Raw genomic sequence first — 24,179 nt, forward strand, 5'->3', positions numbered from 1 at the left:
GTGATTGCTGGTGTGCGTTTGAGTGCAGGAGCTTTTGCGGTTGTCCATCTGTTTGCTGGATGAACTGGGCGCGCCCCAGCGCGGTCGCGAATGCTCCCGCGTAATCCTGCGTGGGTAGGCACGCATCCACCTCGACGCGCGCCGCCTGCTGCCCAGGGCGGTGCGTGCGCGCGAGGAGCTGCGCCCAGAGGGCGCCATCCGAGGGCGGCGTCACCACAAGGTTGCGGCAGAACTGCTGGAGATTCTTCCCCGTCGCATGGGCTTTGATGCGCGCGACAGCGGACTGTCGGGTCGCTATTCTTGGAGGATGGCGTCGTGCATGCCCATTCTTCCGCGAATATCAAGAGAATCGTGATTTCAGCCCAGGCGATTCAACCGAGTGACAGCACTCCTGCGGTGGCGGTGGTTGCAATGTAGCGGTTGGACGCGACTCGTTCTTCCAGGCACTTAGGAGAGCGAATCAGAGCAGCCTTCATGGCCCCAGTAGTTGGGTTGCGCCGCTGGCGTGAGCTTTTTATAGGTTGAGAGCGGAGGAATCATGGTCACCATGAACATGGCGTCCCAGTTCTTCGCTGTGCTCGCGAAGGAGGTTTCGTCGCTGCAATTCAAGGGGTATTGGCTGATTCGGGTTGCTCAGGTCTCGGGAGGGCACGTGAGTCCCGGCGATCAGCCTGCGACAACGGGGTCGCAGCCGACTCACCGCGGTGAAAGGGCACATACATGGCCCCGCCCGGCCCCCAGCACCCGCCCCACAACGACGACAACAACGACAACAACAACAACAACAACCTGAGCGCTCGGATCTTCGCCGCGCTCCTGTACACGGATATCGCGCTCCAGAGCGTCACGAAGCTGTGGGCGTTGACCCACGTCCAGCGGTCCGACGCACCGGAGTCGTCGCTGTACGTGGTCGTGGTTCTCGTCAGCATCGTCGTCTACATCGTCGTCAAGGTGTGGCCGACGAAGTAGCTTGTTGCCCAAAATCGCGCAGGCTGCTCCGTTACCCACATGAGTGCGGTAACGGAGCTTGTTGCGTCAGGCGTCCGCCTCATGACCACAGGAGCTTCTGTGGCTGACCATCCGTTTGCTGGATGAAATGCGCGCGCTCCCGAGCAGTGGCGAAAGCCGTCGCGTAGTCCTCCGTATGGAGACACACCTCCATCTCGACGCACGCCGCCTCCTGGCCGGGGCGGTGTGTCCTCGCGAGGAGCTGCTCCCAAAGGGCACCGTCCGAGGGGGGCGTTACCACGAGGTTGCGGCGGAACTGCTGAAGGTTCTTCCCCGTCGCGTGCGCCTTGATACTCGCGACGATGGAGCGCCTCCCGCTCTCTTGGAGGATGGCCTCGGATGCCACACGCCCTCCGCCGTAGAAGGGCACGCCAGCGGCACGGGCAATGCGCTCACCCAACTCCGGAAACTCCACCCAGACGATTCCTACCTGGGTCCGCGCCCACTCCGCCGCGTCCTGAACCAGGAAGTCCGACACCCACACGGCCTGGGGCTCTGGCTGCACCGCGTCGTGAATCTCCGCCCATTCTGTCCACGTCGCGGCCTCCCACACCGGCTTGTCGCCCTCATAGGGCGGTACCATGTTCGCGCGGATGGCAGCCTTGGTGAGCAGCCCAGGCGAGTCTAGGTGCTCACGCCGCTCGCCCTTCAGCTCCTCCCACACCTCCTTGTTCCAGGCCTTCCGCTTAGCGAACCACTCCTCGATCAGCTCGGGTGATTCGCCCCGGGGATAGCGCCAGCGGTGGAAGAATCCGGCCGACAACTGTCGCGCGCAAGCCATGGCCTGGAGCTGCTCCTGGAACTGCTCGCCGTCCGGTCGCTCGCCACCATGCGCCAACTCGATGAGCGCCAGTAACTCGGCGGGCACCGGCCCCGGGTAGCGCGGGCGGATGATGAGCGGCTTGTCCAGGGCGCTCTCGTCCGTGGCGACGACGCCGCGCGTGTCGTTGCGGCGGCGTCGGAAGCCCTCGCGGACGTGCTCCTCGGGCTCGCACAGCCGCTCCAGCGCGCCAGGTGGGGCAATCACCTTGCCCGGGTCCAGGGCCGTGCCCCATTCCTCCACGACGTGGTGGGCCAGGGGTAGGGGCGAGCCGTCGCGCAGCGCCAGCCGCGACAGGTGCGCGTAGTCCTTGATGCTCTTGGATGCGAACGTGCCGGACAGGGCCACGAGGCGCGTCTCTGGACGCTTCTCGAAGTAGCGGAGGAAGCGGCCGGTGCGCGAGTCCTTCGGGTCCTTGAGGTTGTGCGCCTCGTTGAGGATGACGAGGTCCGGGCGGATGCGCTCCAGCAGGTCCGTGGCTTCCTGGCTGGACAGCTTGTTGTAGGTAATGACGTGCAACACCGGCAGGCCGGGCCGGAACCAGCGCCCGCCCGCGAGGTTCGGCAGGCGCCAGTGAGCGCCGTAGTAGTCCCACTCCGCCGTGAATTGGGGCAGCAGGTTGGCCGGGATGAAGAGGCAGGCCACGCGGCATGCCGGCATCACCATGGGCATGAGGAAGGTGGTCAGCTCCTTGCCGCGGCCGGTTCCGATGGGGCCCAGCAACCCGCCCACGCGAGACGCTTCAAGCCGCGTCAGGGCCTGGACGCGCCGCAGCCGCGTGGGACATGGACGGGCAGGGGAACTGGCCGCGCATCCACACGGGCCCGCAGGGGCGCGCAGATGGGCCTCCAGCGCCACGACGTCTGCCGCTGGTCACGTCGCCCGGGCAGGGGACGGCGGCGGGGGCACGCGGAGGCGCTTGAGAATCTTCACAGGCGGCCCTCGCTACCAAACGCCCCGGACGAACTGCCCCGTGCCACACAGCGGTTCCAAGGACTCCACTGCAACCCGCAGCAGCTCCCCGCCGGCCATGCCCAGGGAGGCGTAGGTCCCAGGCTCGGGTGGCTCAGCGGGGAGGGTGGCGGCCAGGACGCCCTTTCGCTTCCCGCAAGCCAGGGCGAGTCATTGAGGGCGACGCGGATGTCGTAGCGGCGAGCGGCCGGCAGGGGCCGGGCTGAATGTCAGACGTGTGTCCTTTGCTCTCATCGGAGGTGTCACTCCCAGGGGGCGTGGATGCGCATGATGCGAGGTGGAGCTGTCTGGCTATGGCTGCTCTGGCCGGTGGCCGCATGGGCCGAAGGCGTCCCGGAGGTGTCGCCCGTCAAGGAGGCACGGCGCCCAGTGGACGAAGCCTGGCGAAACCTGCTGCGCGTGGAGGCGACAGCTTTATCCCTCCTGCCGCGCGCGGGCGAAGGCACGGACCAGGGCTTCGTCCAGGTGGAGCCCACCCTTGTCTTCGAGCGAGGTGAGGACTTCGGCCTCAATCTGGGCACTCCCGTGCGGCTGCGCCTCTGGGGAGGTGACGGGACCGCGGGCTTCGTGCGACGCGAGGACTGGGACAGCGTCTCGGACTTCGGGCAGGTGGTGCGCGCCCTCAAGCTGGGCTCGGACAACGCCCCCGTGGGCGTCTGGTTCGGCGCGCTGGAGGGCTACAGCCTGCTGTCCGCGCACCTCGTGCGGCGTTACGGAGGACGTCTCAACCCGGACTACCACCCGGCGGGCGGCTTCCTCACCGGCACCCTGGGGCCCCTCTACACGGAGGCTTTCGTCTCGGACGTGCTGGGCGCGCGCCTCATGGGCGCCGAACTCTCCCTGGACATGGAGCACGTCTTCTTCGGCCCACCTCGCGAGAGGGCGCGTTACACGCTGGCACTGTCGGCGGTACACGACTGGGGCCGCGCCGGAGGCCGGACGCCCTCGGTGACGCTGGCGCACCTGGATGCCATGGCCGTGGTGGTCGTGCGGCCCACGTACGAAGTGCACGTCCAGGCGGGCTGGGGTGGCCAGCCGGGTGAAGGCGGTGCCTGGGGCGCGGTGGTGGGCGCGGGCGTGGACGCGAGGACGCCCACGCTGCGTCTGCTGCTGCGTCTGGAGGGGCGTCGGCAGCACGGCGGCTTCCGTCAGGGCTTCTTCGGCCCGGACTATGAGCTGGCGCGCTTCAAGGCGGCGGGGCCGGAAGGCGTGGCGCTGGCGGAGGCGTCCTTCCCCGACGGGTACTCGGCCTATGGGGAGGCAGAGGTGGGCTGGGACGCGGTCCACTCCTGGGGCGTCCACAAGCATCTGAAGCTGTCGCTGGGAGTGGAGGCCTTCACCTGGGGCCGCTTCGACGTGGACGGGCGCGCGGCGGTGCAGCTCTTTGAGCGCTCCGTGGAAGTCGCCTTGAAGGGGCTCGCGGTGGGGGCGGGACAACCTGGAGCGCGCTACCTGGGCGGGGCGGAGCTTCGCTGGCGTTTGTTGGGCGGGAAGCTCTACGCCATGGGCACGGCGGGCACGCTGCTGTTCCCCGAGGGTGTGGGCACGTTACTGCCGGGTGCATTCGCCTCGCTGGGCCTGGGGGTGGACAATGCGCGCTGACGTCCTGCTGCTGGCCCTCGTTACGTTGTCGACGGGGTGCGTTTCGGTGTCGCCCGCGCCTCGTCGTGGCCCGAGCTTGAGCTACACGCAGCGCGCAGCCCCCACACCCGCGTGGGAGCAGTCGCCGCAGGAGGAGGTGCCCCCCACTCGGGCCTCATCGCGAACCTCCCTTGTGACTTCCGGGGAGCGCATGGCGCGCCACCGGAATCTCCGAGAGGACACGTCGGGAATGGCTGGGGCCGTGGGCGGCGGCCTCGCTCCCCGTGACGCGAGGGATGACGCCTGGGAGAAGCTCCTGACGGACGCGGGGTTGGAGGACCAGGACGCGCGCCCCCTGGTGGGGGGCTCGCTGACTCCCACTCAGGCCGCGCGGCTGCTGGAGCAACTGATTCGGAAACCCGTGACGATGGGCGCCTTCCCGCGTCGCATGACGGCGGGCTTCCTGCTGCGCGAAGTGCTGGAAGGCGGGGAAGTCTCGCGCGAGGAGTTGCTGCATCGGGTGGAGCGCTTCGCCCGGGAGCAGATTGCGGTGCTGCGGCCGGATGGATACCTCGCGTGGGCCCTCGACGGGAACACGCAGCAGAAAGTGGCGTCCGTTGAGTGGAAGGAGGGTGTCTTCCGCGCGGGCAACTTCGAACTGGGCCGCTTCTACAGCGGCAAGGGCGGCGTCTTCCGTGCCGTGGACGAGCAGTTGCAGCCTTCGGATTGGCGGCCCCTGGCCGAGGTGTACAGCGACGCGGACGTCGTCAGCCGCACCTTGGATGGAGCCGAGGATGCGTTCGTGGAGCTGTACCACGCGCTGGGCCAACTGCTGACGCGCCCCGTGGACAGTCTCGCGGGGCTGAGCAATCTGCCAGGAGGCGTGGCGGCGCTCATCACGTCATCGCCCATGTACTGGGAGCGCTTCCAGTCCATGACCCGTGGTGAGCAGATCCGCGAGGTATCGCGGCTGACGACGGGCCTGCTCATCACCGGGGGCGCGGCTTCGGCTACGACGCGGACGCTGAAGGGGATGGCGCTGGGTGCGGAAGTCTCGGTGCCGGTGCTCTCGCTGACGGCGGAGGGGACGCTGGCGTTGGAGCGTGTCGCGGCGCCAGCAGGGCGCGCGGCTGCGGCACTCAGCGGCGGCCCTGGGGCGTCCATCATCCTCCAGCGGGCCAGCACGGCCTCGAAAGGAGGAGCACCTTCCCAGGGGCCGGGGCAGTGGGGGCCCGCGAAGGAGTCGATGTCCACGCGCGCCCGGCGCTACCAGGAGCAGATTTCGGGACACTCGGCGGATGACGCGTATTGGGTCGGGGGCGCGAGCCCGCAGGCCGGCGGCGTGAAGTTCGACGGCTTCAAGGACGGCGTGCTGCTGGAGGCCAAGGGGCCCGGTTACGCGAAGTTCTTCGAGGGGCTGGAGCCCAGGGAGTGGTTCCGGAGCTCCGGAGCACAGGGGCTCATTGACCAGGCCCAGCGACAGAGCGACACGATTCGGGGTATGGGCATTCCCATCGAATGGCACGTCGCGGAGAAGCATGCCGCGGATGCCATCCGGAGGCTTCTTGAGGACGCGGAAGTCAAAGGCATCAAGGTCATCCACACCCCGGCGCTGTAGGAGAGAACAACGTGACCGGTAAGTCCGAACCTGAGACCTACCCTGAAAGCTACACGGCTGGCGCCTACTGGGGCCCGCGTCAGGAGTCACCCGAGGCGTGTGCTCGACGAACAGCAACCTTCCTCAACCTCCTGGCTTCGTGCGACCCCCTTCTGGCCCAATGGTACAAGCCAGCCAGGTCACGCAAGGACGCGCGCAATGTGCCCCTCATGCCGCCTGATGTGCCCACCTTGACTGAGCTGTTCCAGCGAGGCGTCAACCGCGAGAAGGGAGGGCCGGCCATCGAGCGACTGGGTTTTCGCTTCTCCTTCGACAACGGTGGGAGCGGTGATGATTTCGCGAGTCTGCGCATCAATGGCGGGATGTCTTCAGAAGCCGCTTCCAACCACTGCGTGCTTTCCCTGCCATCGAAAGGCGCGAATGCGGGCCGGTTGCTCACGACGCCGGTGCTAACGGACGTGGTGCGCGGCATGGTGTCTTCCTGGGAGCCGGATTGGGCGTTGGCAGGCTCCAGCGCCTACAGAATGCAGTACCGGGAGCCCGACTCGGCCCCCTTTTCCTTGGGCTGGATCACGTACCTCTCACGCCGCTGCGGCACGGTGCCGCCGCTTCCAGCTCCGGTGCGCATTGAGCCGGTGGAGGACAAGGGCACGCTCATCCTCCTGACTCCGGAGCGCTTCACGGTGGCCAATCCAGCGCATGTGGCGCTGGCTCGACGGGTGCGCGAGTTGCTGGTCAGGGCGGGCCTCATGCAGGCCAGTTCGTCCTGACCCTCGGACGCGGAACGAGCACTCGCCTCATGGCGAAAAAGAGGTGAGGGGAAAACACCGTCCCGCACGTTGGTTCGAGCGGAAATGCAGAAACGCTTTCCGGAGCCCCACGCCCATCCCGGGCGCGGAGGCCTCAGCCAACGGCTTGAGGGGACAACACCATGAAGCGAGCGTCCATCGTTGTTTCGGCGGTGATGATGTCGGTCGGATTCGCCAGCACGGCCCTGGCGGCCCCCATCACGGTGAATGGCTACGTCTGCGCGGCGACGTACACCAAGCAACCCAACACCACCTACGGCCAGGGCTACGTGGTCGTGCAGGTGAACACCGCGGCGAACTGCACGGGGAGCTTCGTCGGCAGCTACTACTACCTGGGCTCGGGCGCCTCGGCCGGTGGCTACCAGTACAGCGAGGCCGAGCGCCTGGGCCTGTTCGAGCGCGCCACCCAGGCCGCCACCCAGGGCACGTCCGTCAGTCTGTATGTGGAAGCCGCGGGCATCGGCATCCTCAACACCACCTACCGCGGCAACTGACGGCGGACGGGCCTTCGCGCTCCTCTGCGCGGAGTCCTGCTCCCGCCTTGATGCGGCTTCGATGAGAAGCCTGGCAATCCACCACGGGTTGCCAGGCTTCTTCCCTGGCCTCAACCCCTCTCAGAGGTCGAGGCCGTTGCTCAGCAGTCCTTGCAGAACAGGTGGGCGAGCCATTTGAAGAAGCGGCAGAGGAGGCTCTCCGTCACCGGGAAGATGGGCAGCGGCGCGGAGGCCTTGCCGTGCGCGAAGTGGATCGTCACCTGGGGCTTCTGGCCGAGCGGGTAGTACAGCACCTGGTGGTAGGTGCCATCGAGGTCCTGGGTGATGTCGCCCTCGAAGGTGCCCACGTCGGACTCGAACTTCAATTCGTCCCCGCGGAAGGGCCCGAGGTGCTCCTTGAAACGGTCCCGGGGGGAGATCGACACCCGGACCGCCGCCATCCCCCGGGGCGCCGGGAGGTCGTGCGTATAGGTGATGATGGAGGACGCCGCGTCCGGACGGATGCCGGCCCAGGTGGAGACCGTCATCACCCGCGTGAAGGCGCTTCCATCCTCCAGCCTGCCGACCGCGCTGATGCGCCAGGTGTAGACGCCTTCCTTGTCGACCCGCGTGTAGACGTTGGCGTAGTCACCGTCGTCCGCCGCGCCGTCATGGTGCGCGCCGTCATCCCGCAGGTCCGAGCTGCCGTCGGGGAAGAGCGCGGGCGGGCCGGGGACCAGCAGGCTGTCGAGCTCCTTCGCCTTCATGAGGACCCGCAGCATGTCTTCCTTGGGCGGTGGCACGTCGCCTCCCTTTCCCGGCTCGGACTGGCGAGGCTTGTAGAGGCCCGAGTTGACGGCCAGGAACGTGCCCAGCGACTCGCCAGGGCGCGCCAGCTCCACCTTCACCCTCGCGCCACGGATGGGCTTGTTCCCCTGACGGAGGCTCGCGGTGACCCGCATCGTGTCTCCGGTGCGGTACTCGCGCTTGTCGAAGGTCACGTCCAGCTTCGTGGTCAGGTCCACGTAGGCGAGGAGGTCGTCCGGCGGAATCACGGTGGCCGCTCCGCCGTCCTTGTGGACGATGCGCCAGAAGGTCTGCGGCACCAGGGCCTCGCCACCGTAGAGCGAGGCGAGGTCGACGGTGACGAAGCCGTGGCTCGTGCAGGCCGCCACGGGCACCGAAATGGGGATGAAGGTGCCGCCAGCCTCCGCCCGGGCGAGCTCGAGGGTGTGCGTCCCCGCGCCCCACTGGACCGCGAAGATGAGCCGGTTCGCCTTGGGCTCGACGGCCACGTACCTCGCGGTGGGTGCGCCGGCATCATCCGGGACGTCCACGCCCATCAGCAGCGCCTCGAGGGCGGCCGGGCTCGCGGCCGAGATGAGCTCCTGCGCCTCCTGCGAGTAGCCCACCATCTGCGCGAACGCCTGCTTGAGCTGCGAGACCTGGGTGATGTTGCGGTACGGGGTGGGCGACGTCGTGTTCGCCCAGCCAAGCTGGTTGAGCACCTCGTCGTCGACGGTGGCCCCGAGCCCGATGGGGTAGAGCGCCATGTTCGCGTCCACAGGGCCCAGGACCGAGCCACCCACCGTGGAGGCGCGCCGGCTGGCGAAGGACTGGGCTCCGGCCGCGACCGCCGAGGGCGTGGACTTCAGATACACCGAGCCGCTGTTCTCGTAGCCGTCGGTGAGCAGCACCACGTGGTACTTCGGCGGGCTCGACGCCGAATGCAGGGGAGCCAGCTTCCGCATCGCTTCGATCAACGCGTCGCCAATCGGCGTGCAGTTGCCCGGAGCGCCGAGGTTGAGGGAACACAGCCCCGGGATGCCCGTTCCGCTCCCGGCGGGAGTCAGGGGCAGCTTCAGCTCGATGCCGACGTCCGGCCCGTAGAACGGGCGCCAGGTGGCCGTCCCATCCTCGAAGGTGAGGATGCCGACGCGGTCCTTCTCGGACACGCCGGCGCGAAGCGCCAGATACATCTGCGCCAGGATCCGGGCCGCGACCACCGCGTTGTTCCACCGCTCCCCCGCCATGCTCCCGGAGCGGTCCAGCACCAGCATCAGGTGCTGCGTCCTTGGGGTGAGGGTCATCGGCTGTGTCGCCGAGGCCGTGAGGAACCCCGGCGTCATGCTGTCACCCTCCAGCCAGGTTTCTAGCGAGAGGGTGACGGTCCTCGACCCATACACGCCAGGCGCGTTGAAGGCATGGGTCTGGCTGGCGCTCGCCGCCGAGGAGAACCCGGAGATGACGATGTCCCCGGTGTAGCTCCATCGATAGAAGGCGGACGTCGGGGGCCCGACCACCGTCCCGAGCCCGTTGGCCAACCCGGCGGTCAGCAGCACCGCGTCCTTCTCCTGCGGCGCCGAGGGCACCACCGAGGAGATCTGCGCCACCGGATCACACATCAGCCGGGTGATGGTGGGGTCGGCGGGCGAGTTGGCGTTCTGGCCGAAGGCCCAGTCCACCGCCGCGTCCGCGGTGATGCGCACCCTCCAGGCCTCGTCCAGGACCTCGGTCGAGTTGACGGACAACGTGCAGGTCAGCACGGTGTTGGCGCCCGCGGGCGAGGACGAGGTGATGACGGTCCTGTTCCCGAAGGTGGAGAAGTCGTTGATGGGGCCGGGGAGGAGGTTCAGGGACGTCCCACCCCGGCTCAGGGTGATCTGCACGCCCGTCGCGCCGCTCGGATACGTGACGGTGAACGGGTGCTCGGACCCGAGGAAGAAGTCGAACTTCAGGTCCGCCTGGATGCGGCGTGAGGCCGTGATGGCATAGCTCGTGGCCCCGAGGCCCGTCGGGCTGATGGCTGGCATGTGTATCCCCCCCGATGTTTCAGTCAGATGTTGGTGATGAGCTGCTTGTAGAAGATGTTGAGGTTGCTTCCCCGGTCGCTCTGCCAGAAGAGCCACGTGGAGCGGTCCACCGCCTGGAGCGCGAAGGGGAGACTGTCGGAATAGGTGTCCGTGGGAGGCGTGGTCACCTGCCGCGTGGGGCTCCAGGCGCCGCTGACGGGGTCGCGACGGGTGTGGACCAGGCGGCCGGGGGTTCCCCGCGCGAAGTAGACCCAGACGCCGCCCGAGGCGTCCTCCACCGCCGAGACATTGCGGTCGTTCGCCGCGCCGGAGGGGAGGGGCTGGGTGAACTCCAGGGCACCGCTGGTGAAGCGTGCCGACCACACCCCGGAGCTGCCCTGCCAGAACACCCAGACCTGTCCCGATTTCGTGGGCAGGATGAACGGGTCTGGAGCCGTGCCCGAGTCGATCGAGAGGCTGGCCTGCATGTTGACGACACCGGACGACGGATCCAGGGTGAAGATCAGCAGCGACGCGGACGACCGGAAGGCGCACCAGACGATGCCGTTCTCCGCCACGGCGGCGTGGAGGCCCACCGTGGACGGGGACGGCGAGAGGGTCACCGGGCTGGCATCCAGCCACGTGCTGTCCGTGTGCCGGTAGCGGCGGAAGCAGTACTGGCTGCTCGCCGAGGTGAGGTTCCAGAGGAACACGGCGATGTTGCCGCTGATGACCACGGTGGGAACGGTCTCGCTCGAGGTGGTGGCGGCCACCGGCACTTCGGTCGCTGTGTTCAGCGTGGCGTAGGGGCCGCGCTTGAAGTGCACGTTGTAGTCACCGCCGTTGCTCATCTCCTGGTACGTGATGAGGATGTCGCCGTTGGGGAGCACCGCGAGGTTGGGGAACGAGTGGGTGTTCCCCGAGGTGACCTGCACGGGCACCTGGCTGAAGCCCGCGGGGACGTTGCCGAGCGACATGCGGCTGATGAACACCTGATAGGTGCCGCCCACCCGGGAGGAATGCCACGCGCCCACGATGCCGTTGCCCTTGTCGAAGGCGAAGGCTCGCTTGGAGATGTCCTGGTTGGGGTCCAGGGTCAACGCCTGGTCCGCCGAGCTGGGGATCTCTCCCCGCAGCAGGGCGTTGATGGCATCCCGGAGGCTGATGGGCGGACGGTCGAGGCCGAGCCGGTAGCGGTCCGGGGTGATGCCCAGCGTGTCCTCGATGAGCGTCGCTGGCGGGGTGAGGAGCCGGCGCGCGCGCAGGTCGGTGACGTCGGTGGAGAGCACGCTCGTGTTCGTGGTGCGGCGGGTCACCCGCGCGATGGCGCAGTAGCTGTGTCCGGCCAGATAGTCGGGATCCGCGGGCGAGGTGAGCTGGGGCACCGTGGTGGACGCCCGCGCGCGGATGACCCACTCGCGCTTGAAGCGGGCGCAGCTCTCCGTGCCCAGGCCGGGGAACACCAGCGAAGGGTCCTCGGCGGGCGTGAGCAGCCGGTCCCAGACATCCACGTAGATGAGCAGGTCGCCGTTGATGCTCGCCAGCTCCGGAACGGTGGGCACCCCCAGGGTGGCGGCCAGCGTGGAGGCCCCCGGCTGGCTGACGTGCAGGGCCTGCTGGCGGAAGCGGAGGTCCGCGTCGAGCAGGATGTCGCGGCCGTCGATGAGCAGGCGCCCGATGTCTCGCAGCGCGTGCTCCACCGGGTCCGTGGCCAGCACCGTGGGGGGCGTCCCGGCGCTGATGAGGAAGTCGTTGGCCAGGCCCTGGCCCACCACGCGGAAGGCGTCGGTGCCCTCGGGGATGCCGTCGCCCACGAACCACTTCAGGTACGCCCGGAGCTCGAACCTCCGGATGTCCTCGTGCTCGTTCCAGTCTGCGTCCACGATGGGAACGCCCTGCTGGAGCCGGACGCCGATGTGGCGCTTCAGGGGGCGGAAGGTGTCGGCGGAGATGATTGCCATGTCGGAGTGCCTCGGTTCAGAAGACGAGCCAGATGGTCCGCTCCAGCGTGCTGGCGGGATCCTTGTTGATGACCAGGTGCGTGACGTAGTTGAGCAGCACGTCCACGCCGTTGAGCCGCGCCACCAGACCGAACTCCCGGAGCGCCGACGTGGTGTGGTTCGCGTCCGGCCAGGGCGGGACGTTGGGGCCCAGCGTCACCTTGATCTGCAGCCGGTTGGTGGGGGTCGTGGTGATGGTGCCGCCATCCAGGAAGTTGATCTGGAACGCGCTCCCCGGATTCGGGACCACGTAGGCGTTCGGATCCACCAGCGCCGTCTGCGCGGGAGTGGCTGGCGGAGGCCCCGCGGCGTCCCACGCGGCGAGCCCCGCTCCCACGGCCAGCCCCTTGATGCCGAGCGTGGTGGTGGGAGTGCCCGCGAGGAAGCCCGCCAGCACGCGCCGGCAGTCGCCCACGATGGCGTTGTTCTTCCAGCCGCGATCCCAGAGCACCTCGCCCCGGGCATCGCGCAGTACGTCCCTGAACATCCCCTTCAGCCCCTCGGCGGGGTTCTCCACGAGACTCATTCGGGTGGTCTCCTCGGTGCTGTCATTCCGGCGGCCGGTACCAGGTGCGCCGCCGGAGCGTGGTGGGGTCGGTGGAGTCCACCGACACTTCATCGACATGGTTGGAGTGCAGGACGCCCCAGCCGGGCAGCACGGCGGACGTCGAGTCGGTGATGGGGACCGGATAGGCCTCGACCATCGGGTGGTTGTCCGCGTAGCTCTCCACGATGTCCGCGCCCGCGGGGTAGAGCAGCTCCACGACCGGCTCCGGCCGGACGATGACCACCGCCCGCGCGTTGATGGGCAGGAAGCGCGCCAGCAGCGAGCGCAGCCGCTCCACCTCGTCGCCGGTGATCTCATTGCCGACCCGGCCGCGGCTCAGGAACAGGCCCAGCGTGCCGCGCGTGTAGAGGTCGTCGTCCGTCAGCGGCTCGTCCGGGACGCCGCGGGGCTTCTGGGGGGTGTAGGAGAGCAGGTCTCCGAAGGCGCGGCGCTCGCGGTTGCGAACGACGTCGTCCACCGTCACGGTCGTGGAGGCCGCGTACCTGCGCAGCGAGCCCGGGTCCGGGAGGCGCGCGGAGCGGGCCGGTGAGAAGGCCGGTGGAGGCGCTTCGGCTTGTGCGAGCGCGACGCCGCGGTCGCTCCGGAAGCCGAGCCACGTCGTGCCGTCCGGGAAGAGGAGCGGCATGGGGGCCTGGTCCCTCGCCATGTCCGCGGGCAGCGCGTTGAGCGCGCCCGGCGTGCCGGTCGAGGACACCGTGAGCCAGTGCAGCCCGTCGCCTCCCGAGCGGTCGGAGCGGAAGAACACGCGCAGCGCGCCCGCGGCGCCAGGAAGCGCGCCGGGTTCGCGGTCGGCGGCGCGCCCTCCCACCGGGGTCGTGGTGAGCGCCGCCTCCGCCTCCCAGGCCAGCGTCGAGGCATTGAAGCGCCGCTGCCGCAGGGTCCAGTTGTCGTTCGCGTCCAGGCCCTGCCGCTGGCTCCAGAGCAGCCATGCGCGTGCCTGCGAGTCGACCACCAGCGAGGGCTCGACGTTGGCCGCTCCGCCGGCGGCGGCCACGCGCGGCGTGGACCACACGCCGGAGAAGTGGCGCACGTCCAGGGAGGGGAGGCCCTCGGTGGTGCCGACCCTGCGCCAGCTTCCGGTCGCCCCTCGCACCGCCGCGCCCGCCGCCGTGGCCACCCATGTCTCTCCGGTCGGCGAGCACCAGACGGAGCGGATGTCGTTGGAGGGAAGGCCCTCCGCGGTGCCGGAGACCACCCAGGGCCCGTCGCCGCTCCGGATGGCGAGCCCGGAGGCCGTGGCCAACAGCACCGCGTCCCGGGAGTCGAACGCGATGGCCCGGACCGCCGGTGGCGGAGGTCCGCTGACCGGCTCGACGACGCCGTCGCGGAGGATGCTCAGGCCGGAGACGGTGGCCACCCAGGGGACACCGTTCGCGGCGAGCGCCACCGCCATGATGTTGGAGGACGGCAGGCCGCTGTTGGCCGAGGTCCAGACGGTGAGCGCGCCCTCCGGGTGGCGCCGCACGAGGCCCCCCCAGGTGGCCAACCACACCCCTCCGTCCGGGTCGATGGTCACGCGGCGCACGTCGTTGGAGGGCAGTCCCTGGACCGTGGTGAGGACCAGGAGGCCTCCATCGGCCCGCCGGAGCACGGCGCCCGCCGCGGTGGCCATCCAGAGCCCGCCACCCGGCTCGAAGCCCACGTCGCGGATGTCATTGGAGGGAAGTCCGGCGCCGGTGTTGAGCACCACCGCCGTGAGGTTGACCTTGCGAAGCACGGCGCCGCTCGCCGTGGCGATGGCCCAGGTCCCGTCCGCGTCGAGCGCGGTCGCGCGGATGTCATTGGACGGAAGTCCCTGCGCGGTGGACAGGAGAGTGATTGCCCCCGTCTCGGAGCGCAGGGCGACGCCGCCCGCCGTGGCGATGGCCGAGCGGCCCGTCCAGAGCGCGAGCCACACCTTCCAGGGCAGGCCCCGGTGGCCGGCCCACGCGAGGCGCAACCCGCTCACGGTGTCATCCCAGGCCGCCGTTAGATGCGCGTGGCGTCCCGGGCTGACCGTGGGCAGCCAGCCCTCCGCGCTCCAGTCGAGCTCGTCGTCGAAGTCGCCGCGCGCCGGGCCCGCCGCTCCCGGGCCGAAGCCCAGCGCTCGCGCCGCGGTGGACTGGGCCAGGTCGACCTGGAGCGTCGCCGCGCCGCCCGTCGCGAGCGTCTCCAGGCGGAGCGTGCCATCCGCCTCGACCACCGCCCTGGCGCGGGAGAGTTGCGAGGCCACCGCCGTGGCGACCTCGTTCGCCGTGGCCGCCGCCGGGTTGGCGTAATCCGACGCGACGACGGTGAAGGCCTCGGGCCCGCCCGCGCTGGTGGCCACGTGGACGCGGGTCCCCGGCGTCAGCACGAAGGGGCCTCGGCGCGTGCCATGGAGCCGGGCCGGGCTCGCGGCGCGCGGTCGCCCCAGGGCGAAGCGGTGCCGGGCCTCGTTGGCCTCCGGCGACTCGAGCCAGGAGAGCAGGACGCGGCCGTCCGGCAGCGGCGCCGCGGCGGGGGCTCCCCGGGAGACCGTGCTGGTTCCAGGCGCCACGCGCGCGCTCCGCCACGCGTCGTCCACGCGCGTCTTGTAGAGCAACCTCCCCGGCGTCTCGCGCGCCGTCTCCCGTGGCGTCGTGGACTGGGGGCCCACCGACATCAACTGGGGGCGCTCGGGTGGCGCCGCGGCGTCCCGGGCTTCGAAGAAGAGGTAGCCGCGCCCGGCCTGCTGGAAGGTGCTCAGGCGGCCCGCGGGCGCGCCCTCCAGGGACAGCAGGGAGCGGGTCTCGTGCAGCACCCGCAGCGCGGATGACGGGCCCACGCTCTTGGTCGCCAGCAGCACCCGGCCGCCGGACGCCGTGGCGATGAGCTGATCATGCGTGGCGGTGAGCGCGGCGGCGACCTCGGCGGCCGTGGCCGCCGCGAGATTGGCGAAGTCCCCGGACGCGAAGCGCACCGTGGAGGGCAGTCCGCCATCCACCGCGAGCGTCAGGCAGGCGCCGGGATGGAGCGCGAAGGGCTCGGCGGCCGTGCCAAGGAGCTGGGCGGCGGTGGTGCCCGTCCCCGAGACGTCGTCGTTGCCGGGATTGAAGCCGAGCAGGGGCGAGGCGTCATCCGCTCCGCACCACTGTCCGCCGCGCTCCACCGAGGCGAACAGGTTGTACCGGGGCGCCTGATTGGAGCGGACGACCTGCTGGGCGAACTCCACCACCTGGCTCGACCAGCCGGTGTACTGCGTCACCAGGGCCCGGAGGCCGGGAAGGGTGCCGATGGTGGGGTACAGCTTCGCGGCCGTCTTGATCTCATTGCGGTGCCGCGCGGCGCTCGCCGCCTGGTCCAGCTCCCAGCCCAGCCATTTGGCGAGCAGCGGAAGGAAGCGCGCGTCCACCGCGTCCACGTCGTGCAGTTGCCGCAGGCCCTCCGCGCTGGAGCGCAGGGCGCTGAGCGCCGTGCCGAACAGGTCCACCATGCGGCGGAGCTGACCGGAGCGGCCGGCCATCTCCGGGACGGTGTCGTCGCCGGACGTGCTCGGACGCGTCACCACGTCGTGCCGCCGGTAGATCTGCGGCAGCATCTCGTAGAGCGTGCGGCCCATGCCGTGGTTCTCGGCGGGCGTGGCGGTGGCGCGGTAGGGCTCCGGCGGCGCGTCCGCGGGGAGCGCCGGACTGAAGAGCTGGTAGTAGCAGGGCTCCCCCGGCAGCAGGGCTTCGGGCTGCCCTCCCAGGTCGAGGATCTCCACCTGCTGTCGCAGCGCGCGGCCGTCCTCGGCGAGCACCTGCCGCAGCGTGCGGCGCGTCACCTCCACGTTCCGGCCGCTGATGGAGCGGGCCACGGACAGGGCCGTCACCACCTGGCGCGTGCCGTCGTCCCGCCGCTCCTCCCAGCCTGGCAGCTCCGTGACGAGCGCGAGCGGATCCGCGGGCGGAAAGTCGCCGCTGTCATAGACGAGGTAGGCGGCCGGCGTCGTGAGGACGTACTCGAAGTCGCGGTGCTTCCGCCGGAGGATGACGCGAGGCACGCTGGCCAGCGTCTCGCCCTCCTCGGGCCAGAACTCCCAGGACACGCGGACGCGCCGGCCGACCAGGTCCCCCCGCGCCTGGAATCCGACGATTTTCACCGGACGGCCTCCTGCATGCGGACCTTCAGCTCACCCAGACCGGCGATCTCGAACTCACCGACGTCGATGCGGCCGTCCGGCACCACGTCCACCAGGAGCCCCTTGCGGACGAACTCCGGGAGCTGATCCAGGGGCGGCAACGACGCCTCTCGCAGCTTCACGTCCAGGTCCTCCGTCCGGGCTTCGTGCCGGAGGAAGCGGGTGAGGGTCACCGCCTGGACGCCGGGCACTGCCTCGATGCGCGCGTAGAGGTCGCTCAGGTAGATGGACTGACCGAAGTCCACGTTGTCGAACGCCAGCACGTCCCTCACCGCGGCCTCGACGGCCTGGCGGACGGCGTCTCCATGGAAGTGGCGGTCGAAGACGACGTCCGCGCTCAGGTCGATGGGCACGAAGGTGGCGTCGAGCACGTCCACGAACGTGCCCGCCATCCGCTTGGCCTCGAAGTACGCGATGAGCCGCCGCCGCAGGTCCTCGGGGACCGGGCGCACGGTGGTGCCCTCGGGCGCCACGTACAGCTCCACCACGTTCCAGCCCCGGCTGCGGGCGCGAACCTTGGCCACGCCTCCGGCGCGGTGGGCCTGCACCACGTAGTCGTCCAGGGTGACGGCGCGCTGGCCGGAGCGGAACGCCAGCGGGCCGAAGCGGATCGCGTCCGCGAGCGACTCGTGGTCGGTGCCTCCCGCGGCCGGCAGGAGGTTGGTGACGGAGTCCACCCACTGCGCCAGACCTGAGCTGCGGACCCGGGAGATGGCCCCCGCGGGCACGTTGCCCGCCGCGCCGCCTCCCACGCGGTACGTGGCGCGGAGGTTGTTCACCCCCGCGGGCGGGCGCCGCCCGTAGACGCCGTCGCCGAAGCGCACGCTCGCGCGGTCCTCCTCGTCGAACTGGACGTAGTAGTGGCGCGACTCCGGCGTGGAGAGGCTGGGGCGGCCGTCGCCGGAGTCGTTGTAGAGCAGGCTCTCGCGCCGGTCCCACCGCACCCAGCCGGCGCCGCCCTCGTTCACCTCCACCACCAGCGAGTCGAGGATGAGGGGCGAGCGGGCCAGCGGGAACGACTGGTTCGGCTCGCCCGTGGACGAGCCGAGGATCTCCGACGCGCCGGACGCGCTCTGGGTGACCGGGAGCCCGTCATAGACGCGCTTGCCGCCAGCGATGACCTGCACCTGGTCCGAGTTCAGGTCGATGGTGAACGTCGGCCCCAGGTACTCGAAGAGGAGCTCCCCGGAGGCGCCGCGCGCCGAGAACTGGGTGCCGTTCGCGAGGGTCACCACGGGCGACCCGGTGGGCGGACGGAAGGTGATCCGCAGGTCCGCCGAGGCGGGCGCGGGCGGGGCCAGCTCGTAGGCGAGGAGGCGGAGCAGGTGCATCACGCTCCGGCGCTCCGACGCGGTGTGGAGGAAGCTCTCCGCTGCGATGCGGTCCTGGTAGTACAGGACCACGTCGCCCATGTACGAGAACAGGTCCACCAGCAGGACGCCCAGGTCCGCCGGTGAGCGGTCGGTCCACTCCGGCAGGCGGTAGCGCGCCAGCTCCAGCAGCGCCTGCCGGAGCGAGGCGTAGTCCTTGTTGGTGTAGTCGACGGGAACGGACGCGGCGGCCATGGCTCACCCGATCGGGAAGGTGATCTGCGCGCCGGAGGCCGGCTCGTTGGTGTGGAAGTAGTTCAGGCGCAGGTGGAGCGTGTCCTCCGTCTGCGCGACCGTCGCGTCAGCGATGACGACGCGCGGCTCCCATTGCAGCAGCGCGTGCCGGGCCTGGGTGCGGATGAGCTCCGCCAGCGCCTGGTCGTTCGGGCTCTGCGTCAGCGCGTGGAGCTGGCTGCCGAACTCCCGCAGCATGGGCCGCTCGCCGCGCCGCGTGCCGATGATGAGCATCACGTTCTGGCGGATCTTCTGGTCGCCCTGCGCCCAGGAGACGCCGCCTGTCTGGGAGTCGATGCGGAAGGGAAAGCCGAAACCACGGATGTCATCAAGCATGGTGAGACCTCACTGAAGCTTGCCGGTGTTGCTCTGCGTTCCCGTGCCAATCACGACGTTGGACGTGTTGCGCACCGTGACCTGCACCGAGACGACGTCCGCGGCGCGGACGTACTCGTCGAAGGCGGAGGCCAGTCCGTCCGCGACCTGGTCGCTGGACCAGGACTCATCCCTGGCCCGTTTGAAGGTGTCCTTGAGCTTCGCGGCGAGCGTCGTCTTGTTGAGGGCCATGGTGGAGGGGCACTCCTCAGTCGATGGGACAGGGCGGCAGGTCTGGCAACGAGGGCAGGGCGGGGAGTGCGGGGAGGGAGGGCAGCCCGGGCAGCGCGGGCAGTGGCGCGGAGAGGGTGGGCAGCGGCGGCGGCGCGGGCAGTGGCGGAAGCTGCGGGAGCGAAGGCAGCGACGGGATGGCGGGAATGGCCGGCAGTCCCGGCAGCGCGGGCAGCGGCACGGAGAGGGCGGGCAGCGGCGGCGGCGCGGGCAGTGGCGGGGGCCGCGGGAGCGAAGGCAGCGACGGGATGGCGGGAATGGCCGGCAGTCCCGGCAGCGCGGGCAGCGGAACCGACAGCGGCGGCGGCGCTGGGAAGTCGCAGAGGCTCATTCACTTCACCACCACCGAGCTGGTCAGCCCCATTCCGGGCGCGAGCGGTCCGGGCAGCGGCACGGGAGGGCCGCTGGGGCCCACCGCGGTCGCGTGGGTGTGGGCGATGAAGAGGTTCCACATCTGGGCGAACGTCTGGCCCAGGATGGTGGGCTCCGCGGCGTTGGCGCCCAACGCCACCGTCGTCCCCTGGAGGATGATGTTGGTGGCCATGAGGTGCGCGGTGTCACCCTTCAGCTCCACCATGGCGCCGTCCTTGCCCACCATCACCGCGCCGTCGTTGCTGAAGGTGAGCAGGTTGCCGTGCTCCTCCATGAAGGTGGCCTTGCCCTCCTTGGCGTCCAGGAACAGGTGCGAGCCGTTCTTGTTGGACACGAGCACGCCGCCGTCCTTGTCCAGCGCGACGAAGGACGCGTCCTTGTGCTTGATGACGATCTTCTCCTCCCCGTCCGCGTCCCAGAACTCGACGGTGTGTCCCGAGGGCGTGTGGATGACGCGCGTGTCGGGCGGGGACTGCTGGGCGGGCGCGACCACCGTGTCGGGCGGGTACCAGGTGCCCACCCACAGCGGATAGCGGGTGTCGCCGGCCTCGAACTCCACCCACACCTTCGCGCCCACGGGAGGCACGAAGAAGTGCCCTGACGTGAAGCAGGGCCGCGCCCAGACGGACGCGCTGTCCTGGAAGATGGAGGGCACGCGCACGCGCACACGTCCCTGCTTCAGGGGGTCGTCGTTGTCGGTCACCTCGCCGGCGTACTTGCCGTAGAACTTGCCCGCGTGGCGTCGGAGGTCGTCGTTGAGGATCATGGCTCAGCGGGTGGCGACGAAACGGGTGCGGTAGGTGCCGGAGAACGGCTCTCTGGCGCTCGAGGTGCGGGTGAAGACGTGGTTGACGCGGGCGACGTACCAGTCGCCCTCGGCCCAGGCGGAGATGCCCTCCAGGGTGAGGCGCCCCTTGGCGCGGAAGCGGACGGTGCCGCGCGCGGTGCCCTCGCCCACGAGGCCGAGCACGCGCGTCGGGTCCCTGCGCACCAGCCGCTCGGCCAGCGCCGGGTCCGAGGGGAGCCCGGGGAGGAAGAGCTGGGGCACCTGCTCCGTGGGCGAACGGGTCGCGCGCCCCGCCGCCTCGATGCCGGCGTCGTAGGCCATCGCGTCCGAGTCGCTGACCTCCGACAGGCGGGAGCGCACGTCGGCGCTGGCGGAGGGCGGCGCCACCGGGTCGGGAGGCGTCGCGTGGGTGCTCACCGCCTGGCCGGTGGAGGGGTCCACGGTGCTGGTCGTGTAGGCGGGGGCCGCGCCGGACGCGATGCGCTGGTAGCGGAAGTCCAGCAGCTCGGTGAAGCCGGGGCACTGGTGCAGCTTCCCCATCGGCTCGCCGTTCAGCAGGGTGCGCGTGGGCACGAAGTAGAACTTCGAGGCGCCCTCGTTGTACTCGACGAAGGCGCGGCAGTCGTGCTCCACGGCGAGCTGCTGGAGGAAGTCCCAGTCGTTGATGCCGGAGCGGCGCGGCAGCTCGTTGTCCTCGGTGTATTCGGGGTCGGGGTCGGGCTTGATGTTGTCCGCGCTGACGACGAAGCCGTAGTCCTGGGCGCTGACGATGGTGCGGATGATCTCGCTCAGCTTGCCGCGATACGGAGGATCCTCGCTGGGCCGCTCGTGGCGCCGCAGCCGCACGCTGAAGTCCAGCGCGGTGAGGGTCACCCGGCGGCGGCCACCGGTCACCTCGGGGACGGCGCGGGTGACGACGCCCTCGAAGATGACGGCGTGGTCGTCAGACCACCCGAGGTCCACCTTGAGGGTCTGGCCCACGTCGACGATGTGCCCGGCGATCTCGCGGGGGTCGTCCACGACGATGCGGACGCGGTCGATGAGGCGGTCGTGGTCCTCGACGTTGACGGATTGGACCATTCCGCCAATCTCCCCGCCTTGCCACAGCACGCTGATGAAGGGCGTTGGATCCGCCACGTCACACCTTCCTCGTCCGCTGCATCCGGCCGACGTCGGCCGAGGAGGGGATGGTCACCTTCGAGCCGGGGAAGAGGTCGAGCGGGAACTTGAGCGGGTTGGCGTCCGCGATGCGCCACCAGCTATCGCTGGTGCCGAAGTAGCGCCAGGCCAGGTACTCGATGCTCTCCAGCCCCGACATCAGGTGCTGGGACTCACCCGAAGGCGCGGGAGGAGGTGCCGGGCGGATCGCGATGGCCTCGTGCTCCTCGCCGGAGGAATCGAGCACCCGGTTCACGGGCTGGTTGAAGTAGCGGGAGCGGCTGGTGACGGGCATGGTCGGTGCTCCGCGGTCACACGAAGAGGTTGACGATGGGGGTCACCGCGGCGAAGTCGGTGCCGATGCCCGGCCGCACGTAGCTGCGCCCGACGTCGAAGGCCCGCTTGAAGTAGTCAACGACGGGGCCGGCGGAGAACGTCTGCTCCTTGAGCGAGACGGTGACGTCGGCGCGGCTCGGCTTCCCGTCGTCGAAGAACTCCACCATCTTGATGTTGAGGTCGGTCATCACGCAGGTGACCGACAGCCCCCCGTAGATGAGCGAGCACTCCGGCGGGCGCTTCCAGCACGAGGGACTGCCGGCCAGCGCCTTGCCCACGTCGATGATGTCCCACGAGGGGTTCATGAACGAGCGGAGCAGCGCCAGATCCGGCTCGAGGCTTCCCCGCTCCGGATGGGAGAGGTCGGCGTAGTGCTGGCTCCCATCCAGGGGCCCCGGCATGGTCGCGTTGAGCTTGAAGTCCAGCGCGAACGTCCGTTGCTCTCCCTCCACCGGCTCCAATGGCTTGGTGTTGGCCAGGAGCGCGCCAATCTCCTTCACGTCCTTGTTGAGCCCCCCGAGACTGGAGAAGAACCCGGTCGCGGCGGCGAATTGATCAGCGCCCCACTGCCCGAAGCCGTTGGCCTCCTGGTACTTGTAGGTCTTCTTCTCCTGCAACATCTCCGGGTTGAACTGGAAGCGGAAGATGAGGGGCGGGAAGTTGATCAGGCTGGCGAGGTATCCGGTCGAGCGCTCTGGCATGGAGTCCTCCTAGGTGACCTGGGTGACGAGCGGGCCGAGCGCGGGGTTCCAGCCTCGCTCCTCCAGCTCGTGGAACAGCTCGGTGAGCGAGGCGACGGAGAGCTCCGGCGTCTCGATGGAGACGGAGGAGACGCTGCTGGTCGCGCCCGTCGAGGGGGCGGCGCCCGTGGCGGGCGGGGCGATCTGGATGGTGATGGCGTCGATCTCGATGGTCGCTCGGGGGCGGTCGCCGACGGCGCCTGCGGTCACCGCGCCCGGCAGGGAGCTGGTGGCCGCGGTGCCGGACGTGGGCCCGTGGCGGAAGTGCTCGGTGATGGTGCCCAGCAGCGTGTCGAGGCCGCCGGTGCCCAGCCAGCTCTCATAGGCCCGGGCAATGGCCTCGAAGCCGGTGGCGGGCTCGCGCCGGGAGGCCTCCACCGCGGGCGTCAGCGCGGCGGCGAAGTCCCGGGAGCGGTCGCGGACGGTGCGGTAGTGGTCGCCGAGCCGGTCGGCGGCCCGGGCCTCCCGGGCGGCGGCTGCGTCCAGCGAGCCGCTGAGCCCGGACAGCGCGCCGCTCGCGGAGCCGAGGATGTCAGTCATCTCGGAGGTGATGGTGCCCGCGGCCGTCCTCACGCTGTCGCTGAAGACCGTCGCGGCAGGCGCGATGATGGTCGCGAGGTCGGGGAACGCCGGGAGGGGCGCTCCCGGGCCTCCGGGTAACGAGGGGGGCGCGATGGGAGGCGCGGTGATGGCGGGGCCCGTGAAGGGCTTGCCGAACTTCAGCTCCCACAAAGGAGGGATGATCGAGGGGAGCAGTTGCACCACATGCACGATGAACCGGAACACCAGCGAGTCACCCAGCTTGGTGAGCACCACGAAGGCGCTCTCCACCAGCCAGCGCAGCAGTGCATCGATGGTGCGTTGCAGGCCGTTGGCGATGAAGCGGATGGCCGTCACCGCGACGTCCAGGAGCGCGCCCACCATGGTGAAGATGGAGCCGAGGATGCGCCCCACGGCGGTGGCGAGGATGCCGAGGACGTTGGCCGCCAGTCGGGCCGCCGCGGACACGGTGTCGAAGAGCGTGGTGAGCACCACCCCGCGCAGCAGCAGCACGTTGCGCAGGATGAACTGGAGCATGTCCATGAAGGCCAGCTTCACGTCGTCCAGGCGGGTGATGACGAACGCCAGCGCCCCGATGACGAGCGGCACGAGCAGCACGAGCCCGTCCACCACGTGCGAGATGCCGGTGAGGATGGCGGAGGCGGCGGTGAGCATCGCCAGCCAGCGCTCGCCACCCGGGGTGGAGGGCATGGGCGAGGTGCGCGCCGCCGCGTCGGGGCCGGTGGACGCGGCCTGGAAGAGCGCGGTGAAGGTGGTCACCACCCGCTCGACCTGCGCCAGCGTGGCCAGGAGGTTCATCCCTTCGCCGGGGGTGGGGGTGGGCGTGGCGGGGGACGTGGCCGCCGGGGTCGCCGCGGTACCCGCGCCGATCCCCAGCACCGCGAGGATGTGCTCGATGCGATCCGCGAGCCGGTTGAGCTGGCCGATGATGAAGGGAATCGTGACGCCGCTGATCGTCCCGCCCACGATGCCGCCGAGGAACCCTCCGAAGAAGCGGCCGATGCCTCCCAGCAGCCCTTCGAGGAACCCGCCAATCCCGCTGCCCGGAGCGAGGTCATTGATGTTCACCACGTAGACCTTGAGGGCGCCGGAGACCATGGGCGGCTCGCCGAAGCGAGGCCCGGCGGCGAGCGCGGTGGCGAAGGTGAAGCCGCCATAGCGGGCCGTGCTGCGCTCGATGTCCTCCACCGCGCGCCGGGTGAACCGGAGCTGGGTGAGGAGCAGGCCGAGCTGCGTGACGATCTCTTCTTCCAT

19 protein-coding genes are annotated in these 24,179 nt (G+C 69.9%); 5 read left to right on the plus strand and 14 right to left on the minus strand.

All coding sequences use genetic code 11. The features are described 5' to 3' along the window. Nucleotides 1-720: 720 nt before the first annotated feature. Nucleotides 721-969 (plus strand): hypothetical protein, encoded by a 249-nt coding sequence (locus K8556_RS19285; RefSeq protein WP_223741538.1) that lies wholly within the window; start codon nucleotides 721-723, stop codon nucleotides 967-969. 79 nt (nucleotides 970-1,048) lie between these two features. On the opposite strand, the gene K8556_RS19290 is transcribed toward K8556_RS19285, so the two are convergent. Further along, nucleotides 1,049-2,560, minus strand: a complete 1,512-nt coding sequence (locus K8556_RS19290; protein WP_223741539.1) for a helicase — start codon at nucleotides 2,558-2,560, stop codon at nucleotides 1,049-1,051. 501 nt (nucleotides 2,561-3,061) lie between these two features. Between K8556_RS19290 and K8556_RS19295 the strand changes: the two genes are divergently transcribed. The 4 genes from K8556_RS19295 (at nucleotide 3,062) to K8556_RS19310 (ending at nucleotide 7,302) form a co-directional block, all read left to right on the plus strand. Beyond that, nucleotides 3,062-4,402 (plus strand): hypothetical protein, encoded by a 1,341-nt coding sequence (locus K8556_RS19295; protein WP_223741540.1) that lies wholly within the window; start codon nucleotides 3,062-3,064, stop codon nucleotides 4,400-4,402. A gap of 229 nt (nucleotides 4,403-4,631) precedes the next feature. After that, nucleotides 4,632-5,999 carry a Tox-REase-5 domain-containing protein gene (locus K8556_RS19300; RefSeq protein ID WP_223741541.1) on the plus strand — a complete coding sequence of 456 codons (1,368 nt, stop codon included), beginning with the start codon at nucleotides 4,632-4,634 and terminating at the stop codon, nucleotides 5,997-5,999. 11 nt (nucleotides 6,000-6,010) lie between these two features. Then, nucleotides 6,011-6,769 carry an immunity 52 family protein gene (locus K8556_RS39800; protein ID WP_223741542.1) on the plus strand — a complete coding sequence of 253 codons (759 nt, stop codon included), beginning with the start codon at nucleotides 6,011-6,013 and terminating at the stop codon, nucleotides 6,767-6,769. Between the two features lie 161 nt (nucleotides 6,770-6,930). Then, the gene (locus K8556_RS19310; protein ID WP_223741543.1) at nucleotides 6,931-7,302 is read left to right on the plus strand and encodes a hypothetical protein; all 372 of its coding nucleotides are present in this window, start codon (nucleotides 6,931-6,933) and stop codon (nucleotides 7,300-7,302) included. A 140-nt stretch (nucleotides 7,303-7,442) separates the two neighbouring features. Here K8556_RS19310 and K8556_RS19315 read toward each other — a convergent pair whose 3' ends face one another. From K8556_RS19315 to K8556_RS19375, 13 genes are read right to left on the minus strand one after another with little or no spacing between them, the layout of a single operon-like run. After that, on the minus strand, nucleotides 7,443-10,094 hold the full coding sequence (locus K8556_RS19315) for a choice-of-anchor X domain-containing protein (RefSeq protein WP_223741544.1): 2,652 nt from the start codon (nucleotides 10,092-10,094) through the stop codon (nucleotides 7,443-7,445). A 23-nt stretch (nucleotides 10,095-10,117) separates the two neighbouring features. Next, nucleotides 10,118-12,034 carry a hypothetical protein gene (locus K8556_RS19320; RefSeq protein ID WP_223741545.1) on the minus strand — a complete coding sequence of 639 codons (1,917 nt, stop codon included), beginning with the start codon at nucleotides 12,032-12,034 and terminating at the stop codon, nucleotides 10,118-10,120. 16 nt (nucleotides 12,035-12,050) lie between these two features. Further along, on the minus strand, nucleotides 12,051-12,599 hold the full coding sequence (locus K8556_RS19325; protein WP_223741546.1) for a hypothetical protein: 549 nt from the start codon (nucleotides 12,597-12,599) through the stop codon (nucleotides 12,051-12,053). A 22-nt stretch (nucleotides 12,600-12,621) separates the two neighbouring features. Further along, nucleotides 12,622-16,722: a two-component regulator propeller domain-containing protein gene (locus K8556_RS19330; protein WP_223741547.1), complete on the minus strand. Its 4,101-nt coding sequence runs from the start codon at nucleotides 16,720-16,722 to the stop codon at nucleotides 12,622-12,624. After that, nucleotides 16,719-18,326: a putative baseplate assembly protein gene (locus K8556_RS19335; protein WP_223741548.1), complete on the minus strand. Its 1,608-nt coding sequence runs from the start codon at nucleotides 18,324-18,326 to the stop codon at nucleotides 16,719-16,721. Before K8556_RS19335 ends, K8556_RS19330 begins: the two co-directional genes overlap by 4 nt. 3 nt (nucleotides 18,327-18,329) lie before the next feature. Further along, nucleotides 18,330-18,701: a GPW/gp25 family protein gene (locus tag K8556_RS19340; protein ID WP_223741549.1), complete on the minus strand. Its 372-nt coding sequence runs from the start codon at nucleotides 18,699-18,701 to the stop codon at nucleotides 18,330-18,332. A 9-nt stretch (nucleotides 18,702-18,710) separates the two neighbouring features. Further along, on the minus strand, nucleotides 18,711-18,932 hold the full coding sequence (locus tag K8556_RS19345) for a hypothetical protein (RefSeq protein WP_223741550.1): 222 nt from the start codon (nucleotides 18,930-18,932) through the stop codon (nucleotides 18,711-18,713). A gap of 16 nt (nucleotides 18,933-18,948) precedes the next feature. Further along, a complete protein-coding gene (locus K8556_RS19350) occupies nucleotides 18,949-19,302 on the minus strand; it encodes a hypothetical protein (RefSeq protein WP_223741551.1) in 354 nt (117 codons plus the stop codon). Continuing rightward, nucleotides 19,303-20,109: a phage baseplate assembly protein V gene (locus K8556_RS19355; protein ID WP_223741552.1), complete on the minus strand. Its 807-nt coding sequence runs from the start codon at nucleotides 20,107-20,109 to the stop codon at nucleotides 19,303-19,305. Between the two features lie 3 nt (nucleotides 20,110-20,112). Continuing rightward, nucleotides 20,113-21,267 carry a phage late control D family protein gene (locus tag K8556_RS19360; protein WP_223741553.1) on the minus strand — a complete coding sequence of 385 codons (1,155 nt, stop codon included), beginning with the start codon at nucleotides 21,265-21,267 and terminating at the stop codon, nucleotides 20,113-20,115. A 1-nt stretch (nucleotide 21,268) separates the two neighbouring features. Continuing rightward, entirely contained in the window at nucleotides 21,269-21,583 is a 315-nt protein-coding gene (locus tag K8556_RS19365; protein ID WP_223741554.1) for a hypothetical protein, read from the minus strand. Nucleotides 21,584-21,599: 16 nt separating this feature from the next. Then, nucleotides 21,600-22,325, minus strand: a complete 726-nt coding sequence (locus K8556_RS19370) for a hypothetical protein (RefSeq protein ID WP_223741555.1) — start codon at nucleotides 22,323-22,325, stop codon at nucleotides 21,600-21,602. A gap of 9 nt (nucleotides 22,326-22,334) precedes the next feature. Next, complete coding sequence (locus K8556_RS19375; protein WP_223741556.1) at nucleotides 22,335-24,179, minus strand: hypothetical protein; 1,845 nt, start codon at nucleotides 24,177-24,179, stop codon at nucleotides 22,335-22,337.

It is taken from the genome of Corallococcus sp. AS-1-12, from assembly GCF_020036995.1.
GTDB lineage: Bacteria > Myxococcota > Myxococcia > Myxococcales > Myxococcaceae > Corallococcus.